This window comes from Streptomyces sp. NPDC047079 (assembly GCF_040643755.1).
Classification (GTDB): domain Bacteria; phylum Actinomycetota; class Actinomycetes; order Streptomycetales; family Streptomycetaceae; genus Streptomyces.
This window is the reverse complement of record NZ_JBEYUZ010000029.1, coordinates 1-20552: the sequence shown is the minus strand read 5'-3', so window position 1 is coordinate 20552 and position 20552 is coordinate 1. Positions and strand designations below refer to the sequence as shown.

General features: G+C 69.4%; 19 protein-coding genes and 1 pseudogene. 4 read left to right on the top strand and 16 right to left on the bottom strand.

The window, feature by feature from the left end:
* Window positions 1-101: 101 nt before the first annotated feature.
* The 4 genes from ABZ823_RS26735 to ABZ823_RS26720 form a co-directional block, all read right to left on the bottom strand.
* A complete protein-coding gene (locus ABZ823_RS26735; RefSeq protein ID WP_361665387.1) occupies window positions 102-479 on the bottom strand; it encodes a fic family toxin-antitoxin system, toxin component in 378 nt (125 codons plus the stop codon).
* The gene (locus tag ABZ823_RS26730) at window positions 479-718 is read right to left on the bottom strand and encodes a hypothetical protein (RefSeq protein WP_361665385.1); all 240 of its coding nucleotides are present in this window, start codon (window positions 716-718) and stop codon (window positions 479-481) included. The genes ABZ823_RS26735 and ABZ823_RS26730 overlap by 1 nt, the downstream gene beginning before the upstream one ends.
* A gap of 94 nt (window positions 719-812) precedes the next feature.
* The gene (locus ABZ823_RS26725; RefSeq protein WP_361665383.1) at window positions 813-1190 is read right to left on the bottom strand and encodes a DUF2267 domain-containing protein; all 378 of its coding nucleotides are present in this window, start codon (window positions 1188-1190) and stop codon (window positions 813-815) included.
* 539 nt (window positions 1191-1729) lie between these two features.
* Window positions 1730-5812, bottom strand: coding sequence for a discoidin domain-containing protein (locus ABZ823_RS26720; protein ID WP_361665381.1), 4083 nt, complete (start codon window positions 5810-5812; stop codon window positions 1730-1732).
* 358 nt (window positions 5813-6170) lie between these two features.
* On the opposite strand from ABZ823_RS26720, the gene ABZ823_RS26715 reads away from it, so the two are divergent.
* Together ABZ823_RS26715 and ABZ823_RS26710 are read left to right on the top strand one after the other, a co-directional pair.
* Complete coding sequence (locus tag ABZ823_RS26715) at window positions 6171-6662, top strand: DUF2975 domain-containing protein (protein WP_361665379.1); 492 nt, start codon at window positions 6171-6173, stop codon at window positions 6660-6662.
* Entirely contained in the window at window positions 6662-6883 is a 222-nt protein-coding gene (locus ABZ823_RS26710) for a helix-turn-helix transcriptional regulator (RefSeq protein ID WP_361665377.1), read from the top strand. The genes ABZ823_RS26715 and ABZ823_RS26710 overlap by 1 nt, the downstream gene beginning before the upstream one ends.
* Before the next feature lie 306 nt (window positions 6884-7189).
* On the opposite strand, the gene ABZ823_RS26705 is transcribed toward ABZ823_RS26710, so the two are convergent.
* The 7 genes from ABZ823_RS26705 to ABZ823_RS26675 all read right to left on the bottom strand — a co-directional run bounded on the left by ABZ823_RS26705 (window position 7190) and on the right by ABZ823_RS26675 (window position 13444).
* A complete protein-coding gene (locus ABZ823_RS26705) occupies window positions 7190-8287 on the bottom strand; it encodes a hypothetical protein (RefSeq protein WP_361665375.1) in 1098 nt (365 codons plus the stop codon).
* 374 nt (window positions 8288-8661) lie between these two features.
* Window positions 8662-8832, bottom strand: a complete 171-nt coding sequence (locus ABZ823_RS26700) for a hypothetical protein (RefSeq protein ID WP_029382409.1) — start codon at window positions 8830-8832, stop codon at window positions 8662-8664.
* Between the two features lie 197 nt (window positions 8833-9029).
* Window positions 9030-9368 (bottom strand): STAS domain-containing protein, encoded by a 339-nt coding sequence (locus ABZ823_RS26695; RefSeq protein ID WP_361665373.1) that lies wholly within the window; start codon window positions 9366-9368, stop codon window positions 9030-9032.
* Complete coding sequence (locus ABZ823_RS26690) at window positions 9365-10654, bottom strand: SpoIIE family protein phosphatase (protein WP_361665371.1); 1290 nt, start codon at window positions 10652-10654, stop codon at window positions 9365-9367. Before ABZ823_RS26690 ends, ABZ823_RS26695 begins: the two co-directional genes overlap by 4 nt.
* A complete protein-coding gene (locus ABZ823_RS26685; protein WP_361665369.1) occupies window positions 10654-11457 on the bottom strand; it encodes an alpha/beta hydrolase in 804 nt (267 codons plus the stop codon). The genes ABZ823_RS26690 and ABZ823_RS26685 overlap by 1 nt, the downstream gene beginning before the upstream one ends.
* A gap of 312 nt (window positions 11458-11769) precedes the next feature.
* The gene (locus tag ABZ823_RS26680) at window positions 11770-12615 is read right to left on the bottom strand and encodes an RNA polymerase sigma factor SigF (RefSeq protein ID WP_361665367.1); all 846 of its coding nucleotides are present in this window, start codon (window positions 12613-12615) and stop codon (window positions 11770-11772) included.
* A 364-nt stretch (window positions 12616-12979) separates the two neighbouring features.
* Window positions 12980-13444, bottom strand: a complete 465-nt coding sequence (locus ABZ823_RS26675; RefSeq protein ID WP_361665365.1) for an SRPBCC family protein — start codon at window positions 13442-13444, stop codon at window positions 12980-12982.
* Window positions 13445-13490: 46 nt separating this feature from the next.
* Here ABZ823_RS26675 and ABZ823_RS26670 point away from each other — a divergent pair, with 46 nt between their 5' ends.
* Complete coding sequence (locus tag ABZ823_RS26670) at window positions 13491-14171, top strand: TetR/AcrR family transcriptional regulator (RefSeq protein WP_361665363.1); 681 nt, start codon at window positions 13491-13493, stop codon at window positions 14169-14171.
* Window positions 14172-14356: 185 nt separating this feature from the next.
* Here the strand turns inward: ABZ823_RS26670 and ABZ823_RS26665 are convergent, their stop codons facing one another.
* From ABZ823_RS26665 to ABZ823_RS26650, 4 genes are all read right to left on the bottom strand, one after another.
* Window positions 14357-15055, bottom strand: a complete 699-nt coding sequence (locus tag ABZ823_RS26665; protein ID WP_361665361.1) for a hypothetical protein — start codon at window positions 15053-15055, stop codon at window positions 14357-14359.
* A 188-nt stretch (window positions 15056-15243) separates the two neighbouring features.
* Window positions 15244-15648 carry a hypothetical protein gene (locus ABZ823_RS26660; protein WP_361665359.1) on the bottom strand — a complete coding sequence of 135 codons (405 nt, stop codon included), beginning with the start codon at window positions 15646-15648 and terminating at the stop codon, window positions 15244-15246.
* Window positions 15645-17399, bottom strand: coding sequence for a hypothetical protein (locus ABZ823_RS26655; protein WP_361665357.1), 1755 nt, complete (start codon window positions 17397-17399; stop codon window positions 15645-15647). The genes ABZ823_RS26660 and ABZ823_RS26655 overlap by 4 nt, the downstream gene beginning before the upstream one ends.
* Window positions 17400-18189: 790 nt before the next feature.
* Window positions 18190-18837: a class I SAM-dependent methyltransferase gene (locus ABZ823_RS26650; RefSeq protein ID WP_361665355.1), complete on the bottom strand. Its 648-nt coding sequence runs from the start codon at window positions 18835-18837 to the stop codon at window positions 18190-18192.
* A gap of 223 nt (window positions 18838-19060) precedes the next feature.
* On the opposite strand from ABZ823_RS26650, the pseudogene ABZ823_RS26645 reads away from it, so the two are divergent.
* A pseudogene (locus ABZ823_RS26645) lies at window positions 19061-19258 on the top strand (GNAT family N-acetyltransferase); the annotation flags it as partial.
* An 84-nt stretch (window positions 19259-19342) separates the two neighbouring features.
* Here ABZ823_RS26645 and ABZ823_RS26640 read toward each other — a convergent pair.
* Window positions 19343-20194: a putative RNA methyltransferase gene (locus ABZ823_RS26640; protein WP_361665353.1), complete on the bottom strand. Its 852-nt coding sequence runs from the start codon at window positions 20192-20194 to the stop codon at window positions 19343-19345.
* Between the last annotated feature and the right edge of the window lie 358 nt (window positions 20195-20552).

The window sequence follows — 20552 nt, the reverse complement described above, 5'->3', positions numbered from 1 at the left end:
GCCAGGGCGCCACTGAGCCCTTTCCGACCTGAGGACGGTGCTGGGCAGTTGGGCTGACAACGTGGTGAAGCCCCTAGATGCGGTGTGCCGCAGGTGATCGCTCAGCCGTCCTGGGGCCAGGTGCGCAGCAGGGCGGAGATCCGCGCGGCCGTGCAGGCAGGGTCACGCAGCAGATCGCGCAGGGCGATGGCGTCCTCGCGGCTCGGCTTGACCGGCGTGCCGGAGGCCTCCAGGTACATCACGCCCGTAGCCGCGGCGACGGCCATGTTGGAGCGCTCCAGCCAGCGGCATCGGCCCAGAATGTGCACCAGTGCCGCGGCACGCGCATAAGGGCCGTCGTAGACGGATTGTTCCAGCAGTTGGGCCCGGTGGCAGGCGACCGCCGCCACCGGCACCCCGTAATCCTCCGGCGCGGGATCTCCCGCGCCCGCGATCTCCGCGACCTGCAGGATCCAGGGAACGTCGATGTGCAGCTCCATTACGCGGCGCGCGCCCCCGGACTCGTGCGGTCCGCGTCCTCGGCCTCGTCGAAGAGCTGCTGGTGCTCGTCCAGGAATCGGCGTGCGGCGGCTAGACCGCGCTCGCGGAGCCCGCCGGTGTCCTCTCGGACGAGACGGGCGATGTAATCGCCCAGGTCCAGGCCGAGGTCCCTGGCCCGGGACTGGGCGAGCTGCTTGACCTCGGGGTCGACACGAGCACCGAGCTGTGGTTTTGCCATACCCAGCATGGTAACAGGTGTTACCACCCGGCGGCGCCCGAAGCCGGCGCGGGGCTTGATCTCACCATGGAGGGCAAGAGGTGCCGTAGCCCGTTCAGCCGGATGCCGCCGCCTGGGCGAAGTCGGCTCCGAGCTGTGACATGAGATCGCCGAACTCCTTGTCGCTGACCGCCTCGCGGAGTTCGGCCAGTACCGCGCGCACCCCCCGGTCGGCCTCCTCCTGTTTGAGCATGTTGCGCTCGGCCACACGCCGTACGGTCTCTTCGAAGTCGATGTGCTCGATGCGCTCGGTGGCTCCCCGGCGGACGGACTCCGCCAGGCCCTCCGGGAGCTCCGTGATCAGATCCCTGGCCTCGCCCGAGCTCAGCCGGTGGGCGAGCGTCTCCAGCGTGGCGCGAGTCAGGTCCGCCGCCTCCTGCCGTGTCAGGCCCGTGCGCTCGGACACCGCCCGGATGAAATCCTTCTCTTCCACGCTTCCTGCCCCTCCGCTCACCTGCGTCGGACATGCCGCGGCTTTCCCTCCAGCCTGCCACGCGGCCACGGTCCCCGCGCGCTCGAGATCTGGTTCCGCTCTGGCCGGCATACCGGACACGGAACGTCACTGCCGCGAGCCGGATCGCTCGCCCCCGGCGGCGCGGCGTCCAGGCCGCTGCGCGGCGGTCGGCGGCAGCCGGACGGAACAGGGCAGCGTGGCGCGGCGACCGGTCGCTCCGGCACCCTCTGGCGCCGCGCGACCCGTACTCCGGGCTGGGGCTGAACCGAGCAACCCGGGCGCTGATCAAGGCGCCGGCCTCGGGTGTGGGCAGGAGTCCGGTAGTGGTCTCGAGGGCTGTGCCTCGATCTACTGCGTCCGGAACACCTGTACCCAACGGCGCCGGGTGCCGGGTCGGACGCGATGGGTATGTTGCCGCCACCGTCGACGAAGTCGGTTCCGACGTTGTCGCAGACGTAGTTGTTCAAGCGTTCGCCGGGCAGAAACGGGGCGGCACACCGCGCCCACCGGACCGGCCGCTAGGCGCGGGCCGTGACCGGGCGTGTGTTGTAGCCCTCCACGTGCAGGGCGGGCCGGCCGGAGGGCAGGGCACCGGCGGGCCAGGACAGGGTCACGGTCTGCGTCTCGCCCGGCAGCAGCCACAGGTAGTTGTGGCTGTAGAGGGTGGGCAGGACCCGGTCGCCGTTCTTGTCGTCCCGCAGGGACAGCCGGACCATGGCGGCCATGGCGGATCCGCGGTTGCGGACCGTGGCGGTCAACTGGTGGCGGTCTGCGGTACGGGTCACTCGTGTGACAGAGGCCGACAGCGTGACCTGCGCAGCCGAGTTGAGGGCCCGCATCGCCTCCGGGGTGCGGTGGCGCCAGTAGGTGTTCCGCGACAGCACCGCTCCCCCGGTGTCGCGCAGGGTCAGCCGCAGCAGGTGCAGGTCGGGCAGGTCGTCGGTCCATCCCGCGGTGAAAGCCGGTGCGGTCGCGGCGGGTTGTACGTCGATCCGCACGGTGCGCGGGCCACTGAGACTGCGTCCCGACAGGTCGTACGTCTCGGCGGTGACCGTCGCGCTCTTCAGTGGCCTGCTGGTGTGGTTGACCGCCAGTACCTGCCACTTCACCGGGTCGGCCTGGACGTGCAGGGCCTCGCAGGCCGTGCGGGCCCCGTAGTAGGTGCCGTTGACGTCGAAGTCGTAGTCGTAGGTCTGCCAGACGGTGCTGTGCCATGCGGGGTGGGACATCCAGAGCATCAGTCCGCTGGCGTTGTCCCACAGGTTGGCGTTCCAGGCCTCGAACATGGCGCGGGAGTTCTCGTAGTTGACGAACTGCGCCTTGCGCGTGAAGTCGTCCAGGTCCAGCGCAGTGCCGAGGCGGGCTTCGACAGCCGCCTTGTAGTTCTGCGGCGCCTGGTTCCCGCGCTCGCTCCAGTCGTGGTAGTACCAGGCGCCTCGGATCGGCCACTCGGGCTCGTCGCCCACCATTCGGCGGGTACTCTCGGCGGTGGAGACGACCGGCATGCCGATCTCGGTGTGGAAGCCGAAGTCCTTGCTGCCGTACGTCGATGGATCGAAGTACTTCTCCGGCTCCACCCAGCCGTAGGGGCCGCCGCCGGTGACGATGCCGCCCGCGGAGTTGTTCTGGTAGAGGATGCCGGGGGCCTGCTGCTCGACGGCCTCCCGCATTCCCTTGTCGATCGCGGCCGGCGGGTTGCCCTCATTGGCGCCGCACCAGACCACCACGCAGGGGTGGATGCGGTAGCGCAACACCGTGTCCCGGGCGATGGCGTTGAAGGCGTCGTGGTCCGGCGGGTCCATGCCCCAGGCGTTGGGGAAGTCGTTCCACACCAGAATGCCGTGCTCGTCGCAACTGGCGTAGAACTCCTCGCGGTTGATGCTGCCGACCCAGTTGCGGATCATGGTGAAGTTCATGTCGCGGTGCATGCGCACGGCCGCGTCCATCCGCTCCGCGGGCATGCGGCGCAGCAGTTCGTCCCAGCCCCAGTTGCCGCCCCGGGCCAGGACGCGGACGCCGTTGACGCTGATCTTCAGCGGCTCGGGGGTGTTGGACACCGTCGTGACGTCGGTCCAGGTGTCGCCGTCGTCGGACACCTGGATGGTGTACGTCTTGGGGTAGGCCTGCTCCCACAGGACGGCAACGCGGTCGAAGCGGCGGGCAGAGCCGAGATCGACCTGGATCCACTGGTGGTCGTCGTAGGCGGAGGACCAGCGGGTGGTGGGGTTGCCGTCGGTGGCGTTGGCCGCCGGGTGGTCGGCGTCCTCGGTGGAGGCGGTCGTCTTCTTGCGCAGGGCGAGGTCGGTTCCCGGTGTGGAGCTGTCGACGACCGCGAGCGACCACAGGGAATTGCCCCAGCTGGTGTTGCGCAGGCCGCAGTCGATGCGTACGAATCGGGCGGTCCGGGCGTCGAAGTCGGTGACCCGCAGGCTGGCGTCACCCCTGTTGAACGGCAGCGGCACCGCCGAGTTGTCCACGGCCTTCACGTCGGTCCACGAGGAGCCGTCCTGGGACACCTGGATGACGAAGGTCCGCGCGTAGGCCTGCTCCCACACCAGGTCGACCCGGTCGAGGGACTGTACGGACCCGAGGTCCACGCTGATCCACTGATCGTCCTGGTAGGCGGAGGACCAGCGAGTGGCGGGGTCGCCGTCGGTGGCGTTGGCGGCGCCGTGGTCGTCGCCGTCCGTGCTGGAGGCCGTGGCGGTGGCGTGCAGGGCGAGGTCGGTGCCCGGGCGGGCGCCGTCGAACACGGACAGGGCCCACAGAGAGCTCCCCCAGCCGGTGGCGCGCGTCAGGCACCGGATCCTGACGTGCCGGGCGTGCTGCGCCCCGAGGTCCAGGGACTGGGTGTACGCGTCGTCGGAGGCGACGAAGGGCAGCGGCACCTGGTACTCGTAGCCGAACTGCCGTATGCCGAAGCGGGCGGTGCGCCGGTCGCTCTCGGCTCCGTCGGCCTCGGCGACCAGGGTCAGGTCGTACAGGCGGGGGCTGCCGAGGCCGTTGGGCCACCACAACTCGGGGTTCTTCACCTCCAGGCCCGGGAAGGTGTCGGGCGTGAAGGACACCTCGGCGTCCTTGCCCGCCGGGACGGTGACGGTCCGGGAGACCCGTACATCGCCGAAGGAGGCGGAGACGGTGACCCGGTGATCGTCGGCGTCGGCGTTGCGGACGGGGACGGTGATGGTCAGCTTGGCGACCGAGAGGTCGGGCAGCTTCGGCAGGACGGTGTCCACTCGTGGATCGCCGATCACCACGTGCCCGGTCGAGCGCAGCCGGACGTGGTTCCAGATGCCCGCGCCGCGGTCGCGGACGGCCGGCATCCAGTCCCAGCCCGAAGAAGCGAGATAGGTGGGCGAGTTGCGGTTCATCTGACCGGCGCCCGCGTCCACCCAGGACTCACCCGCCGGGCCCTTGTCGCCGGGGCTGCCGGGCACCGGCATAGGGGCGATCCCCACGGCCAGGGCCTGGGGGCCGCTGTCGGCGAGGAGGGAGGTGATGTCGTGGGCCGAGCGGGCGAACGGGAACGTCAGGTCGCCCACGCGGCGGCCGTTGAGCCAGAGGTCGGCCTTGTGGTTGACGCCGTCGAACTCCAGCCAGATGCGTCGTCCGGCGCCGGTGCGCAGCCCGCGCGGCAGCTCGAACTCGCGCCGGTACCACCAGGAGTGCCGGGAAAGCGCCTCGGGGACGTGGAGGTTGTTCAGGCCGGCGACCGGGTCGGGCAGCATTCCCCGCTCGACGAGCGAGCCGAGGACCGTGCCCGGCACGGTCGCCGGCAACCAGGCAGCGGTGTCCACTCCCGCCTTCGACAGCTCCGCTCCCCCGCCCTCGGCCCAGTCGTCCGTGGTCAGCCGCCAGCCCGACTCCAGCGGCACCGTGCCGTCACGGCCGACGGACAGTCGGGGCGCTTGGGCGGGGTGGGTGCCCCAGTCGGTCCAGCCGGTCGCCGCGGGACGGTGGCCCTCGACGGTGCCGTACACCTCGAACCCGTTCAGCCCGAGCGGATTGGCGCTGGACCGCTTGCGGGCCGTCATCCGCACCCAGCGGGCCGTGACGGGCTCGAGGTGGATGTCCACCACGCCGCCGGCGCCGGCCGTGGTGCGATACACGCTGGTCCAGGAGCGCTTGTCGCGGGACGTCTCCACGACGAAGTCCAGCGCGTAGCTCGACAGGATCTCCTTGCCGGTGGTGCCGTTGGACCAGTTCCCACTGCCCGGAGGCGTGAACACCGGGTCACCGGCGTCCGCTTCGAACGTCAGCCGGATCCAGCTGACCTGGCAGTCGGCCTGGAGGTCGACGGATATCCACTGCGGGTCACCGGCCTCGGCCCGCCAGCCGGTACCACGCACGCCCTGGGACGTGAACCTGTCCACCACGAACTGACCCGGGGTAGGCGCGTAGGCGGTGGACGAGACCTCCACCGGCCGGTAAGCAGCGATCTCGGCCGGTGCCGACGCTCCCTCCGTGGTATCCGCCGCCGCACCCGGGCCTTCGGCCGCCGGGAACACCACGCCGAGACCGAATCCCGCCAGCAGGGTCGAACCGGCGGTGATGACGGAGCGCCGGGAAGGGCGGTCCGACGAATGCGCCTGGTCAGCCATGAGTAAGACGTCCAATCACAGGAACGAGACAGAAGATGCCGGTGGCACAAGCGGCTCGGAAGGGCACAGTCCACACGGCATGACAACGTTGCCAAAGACTCAGTCCGCAGACGCGGCCCTGTCAAGACCCGCGTCACAGAAGAGAACTTGAGCGGTGGCAGCCGACGCGCTGCGCGTTGCTGCCGCAACGGGCTGCTGGGCGCGTGGGCTGGCCGCCCCGGTGCACGGCTCACCCCGTGGCGGTAGTGTCACGGCGTCCCGCCACGGTGCGAAACCTCCACCCACCCTCCGTGCCGACCCTTGTGTCATCTATCGACTTTCGATAGATTCCCATCGCAACTCGATGGAAGGATGGGTCATGGGAAAGTTGGCAGTGCGTGCGCTGCGCGCCGTGCTCGTGGTGGTGCTCGCCGGCACCGTGTTCGTACAGGCAGGAATGGTGTGGGTGTTGGTCAGCGGGAGCGACCCGGAGGACGGGTCGCTCCCGCTGACCCCGCTGCGCGTGATCACGATCCTCGGCATGGTGTCGGCCCAGGTCGCCCTGGTCAGCGTATGGCGGCTGGTGACGATGGTGCGACGCGGAACCGTGTTCTCCCACGCCGCCTTCCGGTACGTGGACGCCGTGATCGGCGCGATCGTGGCGGCTGCCCTCCTGTGGTTCGCGGTCACGGCCCTCAATGCGCCGGGCCAGCGGGACGACCCGGGCGTCACCGTCATCATGGGCGGGGTTGGCCTGGCCATCCTGGGGGTCGCGCTCATCGTGCTCGTGCTGCGGATGCTGCTCGCCCAGGCCGTCGCGCGCGACGTCGAAGCGGCGCAGATGCAGGCCGAGTTGGACGAGGTGATCTGATGCCGATCGTCGTCGACATCGACGTGATGCTGGCCAGGCGGAAGATGTCCGTGGGCGAGCTCGCGGACCGCGTTGGGATCACGCCCGCCAACCTGGCGGTACTCAAGAACGGCCGCGCCAAGGCGGTGCGCTTCGCGACGCTCGCCGCGCTCTGCGAGGTACTCAAGTGCCAGCCGGGGGACCTGCTGCGCTGGGAGGCCGAGGACGCCTCGGGCGGATGACAAGGAGCCACCGTGGACGGAGGCGGTCACGATCGACACCAGTGGTCCCTTGGATCACGGCTGCCCTACGTGCTGCGGCTCCGGGCTTCCCTCACAAACCCGGCGTCGCCGGCGTGGGCGTCTCCCCGCACGACGAAGACAGTTTTTTGGGGGGTGCAGCAGAGCGGTGAGCTGCCTGGCCTAGTGCGGTTCCATGTAGGGGCGTCGGAAGACCGGTGACTGGCCGGTGTTCCACAGGCGTACGGCTGCCAGCGCCTGGACGACCGCGGTTGAGCCGGCGCAGATGCACTGTTCCGCGGCAGTCTGTCATGAGGGGGATGTGGGATCGGCGTAGCGCAGCAGTACGCCCACGCCCTCGCGCAGCCGCAGCTGCTGCTCGGGCACCACGACCAGTTCGGCCCTCGTGCCGACCAGGGCACGGGTCAGGGCCGCGTCGGCGCGCTCCTCGCGGACGTCCTGTACGCCGTAGGAGCGCAGTTCCTGTTCGGTGAGGGCGAGTTGGCCGGGTTCCGGACCGACCCACAGTCGCAGCTTCGACTCGGGATGGTTGTTCAGGATCAGGGCCTTGACCCGACCGCGCTGCAGGGCTGATACGGCTGCGGAAAGGCCCTCGGCCGACGCTCCTTCGCGTGCCTGCTGTGCGAGGAAAGCATCCAGCAGGGCCCGGTCGTGCGCCGCCATGCGTCCACTGAAGAGACTGTCGAGCCGGTGCTCGAGCAGCGCCCGCCCAGGCGGGGACTCGCCGGCGCCTTCGACCGTGGTGACCTGGCCTTGCAGGGAGGCGGGGAGCCGGTTGACGAGGATGCCGCGGGCCCAGACGTCTCCTGCGACGACCACCGCTTCGCCGTTGATGCGCCGTGCGTGGCCCTCGAGTTCCCGGCCGATGACTTCCGCGGCGTGCAGCCAGTCGGCCACGGGGATCTCTTCGTGCAAGCGGTGCCCCGGCATGACCTTGGTCAGGGGCCAGATGCCGGCCTCGGCGTCTATGCGCACGGTGCCGGAGGCGTCCGTGGAGTGACGGCCGCCGTAGTGGACGTGGACCGCCAGGTACGGGATACCGGGCGCGTGCTGGACGATCAGCGGCATGGTGTCCGGCAGCGTTCCGAAGCATGCCGTGTCCCGTGCGGGAGGGGCGGGCAGCTCGTCCATCAGGGCCAATCGGCCGTGTGCCGTGAACACGGCCTGACCGTGGGTGCCGGGGACGTCCGTGTCGGAGCCCACCATGCGCGCCACCGCGTTGATGGAGTCCTGGTCCGCCCCCTCGGACCTCAGGGTGTCTCGCAGATGCCGCCAACGCAGTTCTACTGCCGCGTCGGGATCCTCGATGTCGCGAGAGGTGTCCAGATAGACCGACGCGAAGGGACCGGGCTGCTTGTACAGAGGTTCTAGAAACGAAAGTCTCATGGTCACTCCCCCGCACCCTGTCGGCGCCTCCGGGCGGACGGACCGGCACAGGCACCCCGGCGGAGAATGGGGAAGGCCCGCTCCAGCGGGCTGCCGGCCCGGTTTCGTACAGGCAGGATCCTCGCGGTTCACCTCCGCGAGGAGTGCACTCCGATCACATTCCATGGTGCACGTCCCCGCTCGACCGGGCGACTCCGCGCACATTTCTCGGACCCCCGCCCCCGGGCCACCGTCACTCCGGGACAGCCAGCCGGCTCGCCTCCCCAGGCTGGAGGCACACGGCGCGATCCCGCTTGCTCGTCAGGTCATGCGTGCAGGGCCTGGCCGTCGCGACGGCCAGGCCCTGCAAGGGTTGTGCGGGGTGCGGGGTCAGGTCACCATCGGTACCAGCGGCCGCGGCCACCGCCGGCTGTAGTGGAGCGCATGACGAAGCCGAGCAGCCACAGCACCAGGACGGCGACCGCGACCCACCACAGGATCTTGACGGCGAAACCGGCACCGAAAAGGATCAGCGCCAGCAGAAGAACAAGCAGCAAGGGAACCATAGTTATCTACCTCCTGAGCCGCCGTATGCCCCGCGCTTCCTCCTTCACTCCCCGGCTGCGCCTTGTTTGTGCAGGGAAAGCCGGGGCATGAGGTCCGGTTATTGCTGTTGCGTGCGGCTGCTCCAGCAGAAATTACCTACCTGGCACCCGTACCGGCCAAGCCCTTCCTTGCGCCGACGTGAGCGCATCCTCCTGTGTCAGGACTGGATGGCGGTGTCGGTGTCGGGATGGATGGGGAAGATCTGGTCGAGGCCCACCATGCGCAGGATGCGCAGAGTGTGAGCGGGGACGGCCGCGAGCGCGATGTCCGCTCCGGTGGCGTGGGCGTAGTTGTGGGCGGCGATCAGGGCGGTGATGCCGCTGGAGTCGCAGAATTCCATACCGCTCAAATCGATGACGAGGCGCTGACCCGGCCGCAGGACAATCGTGTGGATCCGTTCACGCAGGTCGGTGGCGCTGGCGTAGTCGAGCTCGCCGAAGATTTCCACAACGGGACCGGTGGCAGCGTCTCGGGCGGTGATCTTCAGTGGGCTCATCGGCTGTTTCTCGTCGGGGGTTCGGGGTCTGGGACGCCAAGGGCCAGCAGGGCGGCGTCGTCGTCGAGGCCGTCGCCAAAGCTGTTCAGCAAGCCGGTCAAGGCCTCGATCAGCGCGGGCGGAGGCTTGCCCGCATGGCCGGCAGCGAACGCGAGCAGGGCCTCGTCCCCGTAGAGGCTCGCGCGGTCTTCGCCCGTGCGGGCCTCGGTGAGGCCGTCGGTGTAGAGAAGGAGGACGTCACCAGGAGCGAGGACGGTCGTGGCGGTGGTGAAGCGTGCGGAAGGCAGGATGCCGACGAGGAGGCCGCCTGGGGTGGGCAGGAAGTCGACCGTGCCGTCGGCACGCACGATGATGACCGGAGGGTGGCCGCCTGAGGCGAGGTGGACGGCGACCTGCCCGGTGGTGGGGTCGGGTTCGAAGGTGCCGAAGATGACGGTGCAGTAGCGCGGGTCACCGCCGGCGGCGTAGCGCTCGTGGAGCACCCTGTTGAGGGTGCTCAAGGCGGAGACGGGGTCGGGGTCGTGCAGGGCGGCGGCGCGCAGGGTGTGGCGGGTCAGTGAGGTGACCGCGGCGGCCTGGGGTCCCTTGCCGCACACATCACCGAGGAAGAAGCCGAAGCGTTTGCCGTCGATGGAGAAGACGTCGTAGAAGTCGCCGCCCAGCCGGTCGGGATGGGCCGTGTGGTAGTAGGCGGCCATCTCCACTCCCGGTACCGACGGCAGAGTGTCGGGCAGCAGCGACTGCTGGAGCACAGCAAGGGCGTCCTGCAGCCGCGCCCGGTCCGCCTCCGCCTGCTTGCGTGCCTCCTCGGCCGCTTTCCGGCCGCGCAGGAGTTCTTCCTCGTAGGCGCGGCGGTCCCGGGCGTCGAAGACGGTGGTGCGGATCAGCAGGGGCTCACCGGTATCGCCGTACTTGACCACGGAGGACACCAGCACCGGTATCCGGCCACCGCCGGTCTGCTTGATCTCCAGTGCTATGCCGCTGATCTCGCCCTGCATCCGCAGCAGCGGCGCGAAGTGCGTCTCGTGGTACAGCATGCCGCCCACGGTCAGCAGGTCGGCGAACCGCAGCCGGCCCACCACCGCCTCCCGCTCGAGACCGAGCCACCCGAGCAGCGTGCTGTTGATCTTCGCGATAGTGCCGTCCATCAGCGTGGACAGGTATCCGCACGGCGCGCTCTCGTACAGTTCCTCGGCGCTGTCCTCCAGCAATGCGGCGAAGGCCGCGTCGGAGGCCTGCTCGTCGCCGGCTTCATGAGGGTCGGGCTGCTGGCCGGAGCGGCACATCACCGCAAGTCCGCCAGGAAGCTCACTATGGCCTCGTTGGTGGCTTCGGGCGCGGACAGGTGCGGGCAGTGCCCGGTCGCGTCGAGGGTGACCAGTGTCGAGCCGGCGATCGCCTGATGGACGAAAGCGCCGACCTCCCGGGGGGCGATGACATCCTGGGTGCACTCCAGCACCAGGGTCGGCACCTTCACACTCTTCAGGTCCTCTCGCGAATCGGAAAGGAACGTGGCGCGGGCGAAGACACGCGCCATGTCCGGGTCGGAGGCGCAGAAGCTGTTCTTCAGTTCCTCGCCGAGCTCAGGCCGGTCCGAGTTCCCCATGATCAGCGGAGCCATCGCCGCCGACCAGCCGAGATAGTTGGACTCCAGCGACGCCAGGAGCTCGTCGATGTCGTCGGCGCTGAAGCCGCCCCGGTAGCCGTCGTCGTCGAGGTACCGCGGGGACGGAGCGACCATCACCAGCGCGCCGATCCGCTCCGGAGCCATGCCGGCGGCCAGCACGCCGATCATCGCGCTGACGGAGTGGCCCACGAACACCGCGTCGCGCAGATCGAGCGCCTCGCACACCTCCACAGCATCCCGGGCGTAGCCGTCCAGGCAGGCGTAGCGGTCCTCGGCGAACGCGGCCGCATCAGAGCGGCCCGAGCCGACGTAGTCGAACAGCACCACCCGGTAGTCCTCGACCAGGGCAGGCAGCGTCAGCCGCCACATGTTCTGATCGCAGCCGAAACCATGAGCCAGCACCACCGTCCGCCCCTGAGGGTTGCCGGTGACGGTGACGTTGTTCCTGCGAGCGATGTCCATCCCGGCAGTCTCTCAGGCCCCGCCCGGTATTCCGAATTGGCCCCGAATCCTCCACCTGCCACCCCACGCCTCCACACACCACCTCACGGCACAGAGGAGCCGGCCGCCCACTTCGGCGGGACCGCGGTCCGCCGGATCCTGGCCGGTTCGCCCGTGCGCCGATGTCTGCGCAAGGCGTTGGTTCCGGCCTCCCCGGGGGGTGCAGCGGCGCAAGGCCGCCGCTGCGTGGCCGGCAAGGCCCGCCACCGGGCACAAGGAAGCCCGCCGCGTGTGTGGCGGGCTTCACAGGAGGGACGGTGGCAGCCGTCAGGGTCAGTGGTGGGTGAGCATGCCTTCACGCAGGCGGGCAAGGGTGCGCGAGAGGAGCCGGGAGACGTGCATCTGGGACACGCCGAGGTGTTCGCCGATCTGGGCCTGGGTGAGTTCCTCCACGAACCGCATGTGGATGATCTGGCGGTCCCGTTCGTCGAGTCCGGCGATCAGCGGGGCCAGGGCGTGGAAGTCCTCCACCAGTTCCAGTGCCTGGTCTTCAGTACCGATGAAGTCCTGCAGGGCGGCTTCGCCGTCCTCGCTGCCGCTGATCGCGGCGTCCAGGGAGGAGGAGTTGTAGCCGTTGGCGGCCAGACGGGCCTCCCGTACCTCTTCCTCCGGCAGGCTCATCAGCTCCGACAGCTCCTTGACCGTCGGCGTGCGGCCCAGCCGGCTGCGCAGTTCCTCCGTGGCGCGGGCGAGCTGGACGCGGGCTTCCTGCAGCCGGCGCGGGACGTGCACGGCCCAGGTGGTGTCGCGGAAGAAGCGCTTGATCTCACCGACGATGTAGGGGATGGCGAAGGAGGTGAACTCCGCCTCTCGGGAGAGGTCGAACCGGTCGATCGCCTTGATCAGCCCGATCATGCCGACCTGGACGATGTCCTCCATCTCCTCCGCGCCCCGGCTGCGGAACCGGCCGGCCGCATAGCGGACCAGGGACATGTTCATCTCGATCAGCGTATTGCGCGCGTAGCTGTACTCGGGCGTCCCCTCTTCCGCAACCGCCAGCTGGTCGAAGAACAGCCGGGACAGCTCGCGGGCGTCCTTGGGCGCCACCTGGGAGGGATCGGCAATCTCCGGCAGCTCGCTCGTCTGCGTGTCCACTGCCGCCGTACTCATGAGCGCCATACTGTTCCCCTCCCAGAAGCCGAGCCAACCGCTGCTGCCTGCCGAAACGGCCGACGACCCGGCGTTTACCCCGTCATCCTGCACCCATGCCTGTGCTGCGCACGAATCGGCCGCGACGCGTTCGTGCCGGCGCCGAGCCGGAGAGACATCTGCGCGCGCCTTCCGTCGGGGTTCCCTCTGCCCCTTTGTTTCGATTCTTCCGGCGTGCTGGCGGGTGTCTCTCCGAGGGCGTGGAGGCTGGTACGTCACGCGCCCCGACCTCCTCGAGTGCGTCCCAAGAGTTCGCGACTCTGGGACGGCGCGGATGGCGCCGTGGTGGGCTTCGGTCCTGCGTCGGGCAGAAAGAGCCGAGAACGTACCGCCGTCAGGAGCCGGCCGCGGGCACATGGCGAGCCAACTCGGTGGCCAGACGTCGCATGACCCTGCGGTTGGCGCGCCGCATCGTGGCCTGGACGACGGGCGCCAGCAGGCGGTCGGCGAGAGGGGCGCGCACCCAGGCGTATGTGAACGAGACGTGGCTCCCCCCGGTCCGCAGCGGTTCGATGGCGTAGGTGCCGTGGGCCAGGCGCCGACCGGACGCGCTGACGTTCCGTTCGACGATGCGCCGCGGCGCGTCGGCCTCGACGACCTCGATGGTGACGTCGGTCTTCGTTCCGCCCAGCGCGGCGGTGACCGTGGCGCAGGATCCGATGCCGCGGTCAGGGCCGCTGTAGTGCCAGTCGGTCAAGTAGTGGTTGGTGAATCGCTCGTGGTGAGCGATGACTTCAAGGAAGCCGTAGACCTGCTCGGGCATCTGTGGCACGTCGATCGACACGGTGACAGACCTCATGTACCACACGGTACATGCGCCATGTACCAATTGGTACACTCGAGGTGTGGTGAATACGGACGACTCGCATCCCGAGGGTGAGGCCGCGCGCGGCACGGACGGGGACCGGCGCGCCCAACTGGTGGACGCGGCCACCGACCACGTCGCGGCACACGGCATCGCGGACCTGAGTCTGCGCCGCCTCGGCGCCGCGATCGGCGTCAGTCACCGCATGCTGATCCACTACTTCGGCTCCAAGGAACAGCTGCTCGTCGAGATCGTCCGGACGTCGGAGCGGCGCCAGCGCGAGCTGCTGTCCCGGCTCCGCCTGGAGCCCGGTCTCTCACCCACCGATGCCGCGAGGCTCCTCTGGCAGCAGCTGACGGACCCCGGGCTGGCCAATCAGGAGCGGCTCTTCTTCGAAATCTGCGGGCACGCGCTGCGGGGCCGCCCCGAGGCCGTCCCAGTCCTCGAAGGGCTCGTGGCGGACTGGCTGGAGCCGCTCGTGGCCGCCGAGGTGGCCGCAGGGGCGGATGCTGCCGCGGCCCGGAACCGCGCCAGGCTAGGGCTGGCCACCGTCCGCGGTCTGCTGCTCGACCTGCTCGCTACCGGTGACCGCGTCGGCGTCGACGCGGCGATGGAGGAGTTCCTCCGGCTGTACTACGGCGCAGGGAGCGAAAGTCACCGAGCAGGCCAAGCGGCCGAGCCAGACGGCCTACCACCGTTCGAGCAGCGGCCGCCGGGGTAGACGCTCGTCGCGACCTGCCTCGCAGGCCGAACGCGGCCGGAGGACTGTCACTTCGTCGAGCGACAGTACGTCGCCGGGGATGATCAGGTTGTGGACGTACTGCCAGTCGTGGATGCCAGGAGGATGGTGAACAGCCGGCCTTCTGTCGGGTTTTCCATCTGCCAGGCCGCCAGCCCGTCATGACGTCAGGCCGGGGGCGTAGGGCAGTTGAAGCTCTCGGTACAGAAGTACGCGAGCACGCTGCGTTGGAGCTTGTCCCCCCAGGCGGCCTCGTCGGCGGGAACGGCGACCAGAACGGCGTACTGGCGGCTACCGGAATCGAAGGCGCGGTCGAGTACCAAGCGCGGGCCGCTGTCGGCGTTGGTGTAGCTGTAGTGCAACTCCGCGGCCGCCCCCTGAGCTGTCGGTGTCTCTTTCAGTCCGAGATTCACGTAGTCCTGGCGGGTGGAGACGTCCTTCTCCACGTCGGACAGCGCCTCGTAGGGGGACTTCGTCGGGTTGTCCGTGACTCCGATCTGGATCAGACTCCGCTTGTCCGGGGCGGTATAGAAGATCTGGTCCTTCTTCACACTGCGTTCCCAGCCCTCCGGAACCGCGAGTGAGAAGCCGTCCTCCGCGGCCTGCCGGAAACCTGGAACGGCCGGTGGCGAGCCGGTGAGCGCGGCCGAGTCCTCGGCCGTGGGCTCCGCGGTGCTGCCAACCGTCCTGGACTCGGAGCTCGAGGACGCCTTGGCACGCTCGCCGCGACTGGGTTGCCCGTCACCACCGACCAACGCCCAGACGCCGATCGCGAAGCCGGCACACACCACCACGGCCGCCGCCACGCGCGCGATCCGCAGACGCCGGGCGCGCGTGGCGGGGTCCTTGGCCGGCCATCCTTCCACGCGCCATTCCTCGGTCCACACCATCCGCAACAGCGGCAGCACGCCGCCCCGGGCAGGCGGTGCCACGCTCCGGCTGCCGGAATCCCCGGGGGTGAGTTCGCGTACCCACCTCTGTTGCTCTGCGTCCCAGCGCACCGTGACCATCGCCTGCGTCCCTCCCCGTTCAGCCCTTCGAGCCCGTCCGGCAGTCATCCCACCAGGTCGCTGACAGCCTGTGCGACTGCAAGGGCCGAGGCCAGCCCGGACACGGCCGAGACACCGCCTTGCACCAGGCCGCGCAGCCGCTCCAGGCGTGAGTGCCCGGCCCGGCCCGTGCTGGTGATCTCGTCCTCGACGTCTGCGAGTTCGTCCTCCAGTTCGTCGACCTCCGGCGAGCGAACGAGCAGCGGAAGATGCGAACGCAGCTCCCGCACGGCGCCCAGCAGTTCCTCGTACGCCTGGTCGGCCACCGGCGCGGTGCCCCACTGCCGGTTGTCAGCGGCCGAGCCGTGGGCGCCCGTGTTGACGGCGCCGCCCGACATGTCGCCGCCGACGCTCACGTTGCCTGTGCCGCCCTGCGGGCTCCCCGCAGCCTTCGGTCGGTCCTGCGTCATCGCTGATTCGTCCTCTCGCTCGTACCTTGGTTCCGCTCCCAGCCCCGCGTGAGCTCAGCAGCGGCGCGACTCGCCGACCAGGCGGCATGCGTCGGGGATCCGCTGTCCTGACGCCGGTTGTCAGCAGCCGAGCCGTGGGCGCCGGTGTTGATCGCACCGCCCGAGATGTCGCCGCCGACGAACACGCCGCCCTGCGCGACGTGCACGATCTGCCGGTCGAACTCGTCCGTGGCATAGCCGCGGGACCGTAGCGCCTCCCGCACCCCGCTCGCGATCCGGTCCTGCACAGTCTTCACGTACCGGCTGACGTCCATGGTCTGGAAGAGTGACATCGTGTTGGTGGCGGCCAGTTCCCGCAGCGAGACGCTGGGGCCGCTGGGCAGCGTCGAGGTGGCCTGGGCGGCGGTACCCGCGCGGCGCAGCGAGCCGAGCGCCCGCAGACCGGTCGACAGGACCACGAGCCCCGACGTGGGCGAGACGAACAGTCCCCGCAGGAAGGTGGCGATGCCGGGGCGCTGCGACGGTCGGGCCGCCAGGGCGTCGACGATCCGGAAGTCCGGCCGAATCGGCGGCAGGATGTGCGGCGCGACCTCCAAGACCAGCATTCCGCCCTGTGTGTGCACGCGCACCAGCACGGTCAGCACAACGTGCTCGTCCCATCCCCCGACCCGGATTCGCAGGAAGTGGCGCCGCGCCTCCGCGCCCTCGTCGACTGCCTCCGCCAAGTGCTGCTCGACGTCGTCGTACGGGATCTCCCACCGCGGCAGCCCCGAGGGGACGTAGACGAACTCCTCGACCTCCAATTCCCGCAGCCGGTCCAGACTCGTGGCCGCCGCCGAGGCACGCAGCGCCTTCAGCCGCGGCTTGATCAGGTCGACGATCTCTCGGCTGGTGAGCTGCGGATCGTCCGGTGCGGCAGCCTTGTCCCCCTTCAACTCCAGTGCCAGCGACCACGGTTCGTACGGCATGCCGACACCGAGAAAGGGATCGTCCGGGTTGTAAACGACGAGCCGCGCGTATTGCTCGCGGTCGATCGCCTCCACGATCTGCTCGAACGCCGGCAAAGGCGGCACCCCGGGCCGATGCGGGGCCGCCTGGAAGGCGTCGCGCTGCAGTTCGCCGCGCACCACTGCCTCGGTACTCAGTCGGTGCCATACCACCACCAGACCCAGAGTGGGCGGGAGCAGTACTGCCGTCAGCGCCGACCAGTGGCCGCCCACCAGAGCAAGGACGGCCGCAATCCAGTACATTGCGCCGAGCGTCCAACCGGACAACCGGAAATTCCAGCCCAGGAAGCGCCGCACTCGGCCCACCGGCTTCCGCTGCATGCGCTGCCCGCCCAGGACCGGATCGGAGCGACGGCCCGCGAGGGCCCGGGCGACCCACAGATACAGGCCGACCGTCGCATACAGACCGGTCCAGTTGACCGGTCCGCCCACGTTGAGGTTCCCCAATGTCGTGATGGCACCGACCGGCAGCAGGCCCCAGGCCATCTTCACATAACCGAAAAGCAATGCCAGGGGACCGAATACCGAGAGACCCGGTGATGCCGGATAGCCGCCGGAGTCCGAGAAGTCACTACTGGTGGCGGCCCCGGCGAACTCGCCGGACACGATCGCCACCACCAGATCGACGGCGAAGAAGACCCCCCACACGCCGAGCAGAACAAGTCCGGTGCGCAGCTCCTGCACTCGGGCGCGCAGCGCATACGCCAGCACCGGCACCGCGTCGACCCCGAGCGACGGAGGCACGGGCCGTTCCCGGTGCTCGACCAGTTCCTCAATGACACGTCGCCGGAACGCAGCGTCCAGGAACGCGCCTGCGCACAACATCCGAGTCGCCTCGCTGAGAGCCGGAGGTTGTCCGACAGGGTGCGGGCCACATCGGTCATCGCTTCCGCTGCCCGTCGGCGGCGACCCCGGTGACCCACCCACCGACCTTGCCGACTGGGCTTGCGGCGGGATGTGTCCGGCTTGTGTCATCCCAGTCCTCGAATATTCCTTAAGGGACCTGCTGGAAAGGGAGTTGACAGTATGTCATCGATGCGTGCATCCGCAAACGAACAGCGATTGCCCCGCTCAGGCCGATGTTCACCAGGTCTCGTTCGCTCCCGAGGGCAGCGCCCTTCTCCATGTCGAGCACAGCGGCCCATACCCGTGTGGACGTCCCCGGGACAGCGGAACCCCATGGGAGGCTGCGGCCGGCCCGCCCGGGGATCGCGCGGCCGTAGCGGCAACCGAAGGAACCGGCCTGCGAGTGCCAGGCGTTCACCTCCCCGGGGCGACCGACCGGCCATCGCGGCCTGACTCAGAACCCGAAACCCGGCCCACCACACCCGGCGATCCGTCAGGCGATCGACGGCCCAGCAACGTGACAACACCCCTGGCGAGCCTCCCACCCGGTCGTACGGAGAGGTGCCGCGCTCACGCCGGGGACTCCATGGAGCAGTGATCGCGGAGCGTCAGACGATCTTGACTTTCGACGGCCGCCCGCGAGCAGCAACGAACACGCGATCAACGACTCTCACCCGGACAGCGAGGCCTACTCCTTGCAGGCGAGGAGGTGGACCTCTTGGAACTGCCGCTGGTCGGTGGGCTTCGGCTCGATCACCGTGCGGGCTGTCTGAGTCAATCCGTGGTCGCGCAGGAGCCCGGCGAGACGGTCGGGGGACCAGCGGTAGGCCGTTGCCACTGCATGGTCGTAGGCCTGCGTCTCGTGGTGGGGGCCGTCGGTGGCGGGGAAGCCGATCAACAGGTGCCCGCCGGGTGCCAGGACCCGGGCGATCTCAGCCAAGACGGCGGGCATGTCCGGCGGCGGGGTGTGGATGACGGACCACCGCGAGAGCACCCCACCCAGCGCGCCGTCCTCGATGTCCAGTGCGGCCATCGAGCCGACCTCGAAGCGAAGTCCGGGGTTCGCCTCGCGAGCGAGCTCAACCATCACGGGGGAGGCGTCGACACCAATGGCGTTCAGGCCCAACCCGTGCAAGTGAGCTGTGACGTACCCCGGCCCGCAGCCGAGGTCTGCGACCTCGCCGTCGCCGTTTGCCCTTACCAGCTCCGCGAAGGCGCTCAGGAGGGCGCGCTCCAGGGGACGGTCGCGCAGGGAGTCGTGGAACAGCTGCGCGTAGGTGGGTGCGATGGCGTCGTAGGCCTCACGGGTGGCATGCAGGGCCGGGAGTTCGGTCACCCGGAGACCGTAGCGGGTGGAGGGTGCGTGCGCTTCAAGAACGTCTGACGGAGGACTTATACGGCCGATCACACGCGGAGCCAGCTGACGAGGGTAGCTGCGGTGACGGTGACAGGCGTGGCTCGTAGGGCCCGGCCCCGTTGGTGAGGGTGGGGCCCCGAGCCGGTGGGTTGATCGGTCCGCGAGTCTTGATCGCTGCAGTCTGCTGGTCAGGTTGCCCGGCATGACCGAGCTCGGACCCGTCGCCTGGCCACCTGTCCCGCTAAGGACCGAGCGGCTCGTGCTCCGCGAGTCCGAGGCCCGGGACGGTGCGGCGTTCATCGAGCAGTTCGCATCGCCGGAGGTGGGCACCTACATAGGCGGCCCTCGACCGCGTGATGAGCTCGAGCGCGCGGTGCCTGAGGTGCCCGGGCGGCGCCCTGCCCTCCCCACATTGCGGGGAGGGCAGGGCGCGCCCGGCGTGCCCACTGCGCGTCGGTCAGCAGGCGCACGCGCTCGCTCGTGGTCACCGAGGCTGGTAGGCGGTGGCCAGCACCGAGACGGTGACCTGGTCGGGCAGGGGGCCGTCATTGGCCAGGTCTGCGCGGCTCACGTGGCGGGCGCTCGGCGTCATCGCCACCAGGTCCAGGGCCTCCCACCTGGCCAGGGTCGCGGGGTACTCCATCTCTTCGGTGACGGCGGCCTCGAAGAAGGGGTCCAGCGCCCGGTGCAGGCGCTGCTCCTTGGCCGGGTCGATCGTGACCGTCCCAGGAAATCGGCCGCGCAGCTCGGCGAGATGCCGTCCGGTGGGACGGACCACGATCAACCGGCCGGTCGGGCGGAGCACCCGGTGGAACTCGACCGGGTTGCGGGGAGCGAACACGTCCAACACGACATCGGCCACCCCGCTTGCCAGTGGAAAGGGACGGAAGACGTCCCAAGCCACTGCGGCAGCTCGGTCATGGGCACGAGCCGCTGAGCGCAGCGCGCGCACCGACGTGTCCAAACCCAGCCCGCGGGCGTCGGGCAGCTGGTCGAGTACGCCGGCCAGGTAGTAGCCCGTGCCGCACCCGACGTCCAGAACCGTGGCCTGCTCGGGAACGGAGTCGGCCGCCAGGCGAGCCACGACTTTGCGGATGGGCCCGTACGCGCCGGTGGTGAGGAACCGGGCGCGGGCGTGGACCATGGCCGCGTCATCGCCGCTGGTGGCACGGGTGCCCGTCAGCAGGCCGGCGTAGCCCTGGCGGGCGATGTCGAAGGTATGACCCGCCGGGCAGCGCAGTGCGCCGCGGTCGGGATGAAGACGGAACGTACGGCACGTTGGACAGCGCAGCAGGTCGAGGGACAGTTCGAGGGCAGGGGGAAGCAACACCGGCACGAGGCACTCCTGGCAAGGGCGAAGGGAAGAGACCGTGCCTGCATGCGCCCTTGGAAAGTCGCTGACTCAGGAAGAAGCGGGCAGCGTCAGCAAGGTGGTTCACGCAGCAGGCACGCCGAGGAGGGCGACGCCGTCCGGCATCGCCCTCAACCTCTTCCGATCACAGGAAGCAGCAGTGCGGAGTGCTCAGGAATGCCACGTCATGAGTCTACGAGCATCGGCGAAGCACCTTGCGCACCGAACTTGGGGGACAGGTCCTAGAAGCAACGCCGTTCAGTTAAGGCGGGGCTGTGGGTGTCAAGGGCTGTTCGTAAGCATGGCGATGCTGATGGTGGCTCTGTAGGTGGTGCGGTCGATG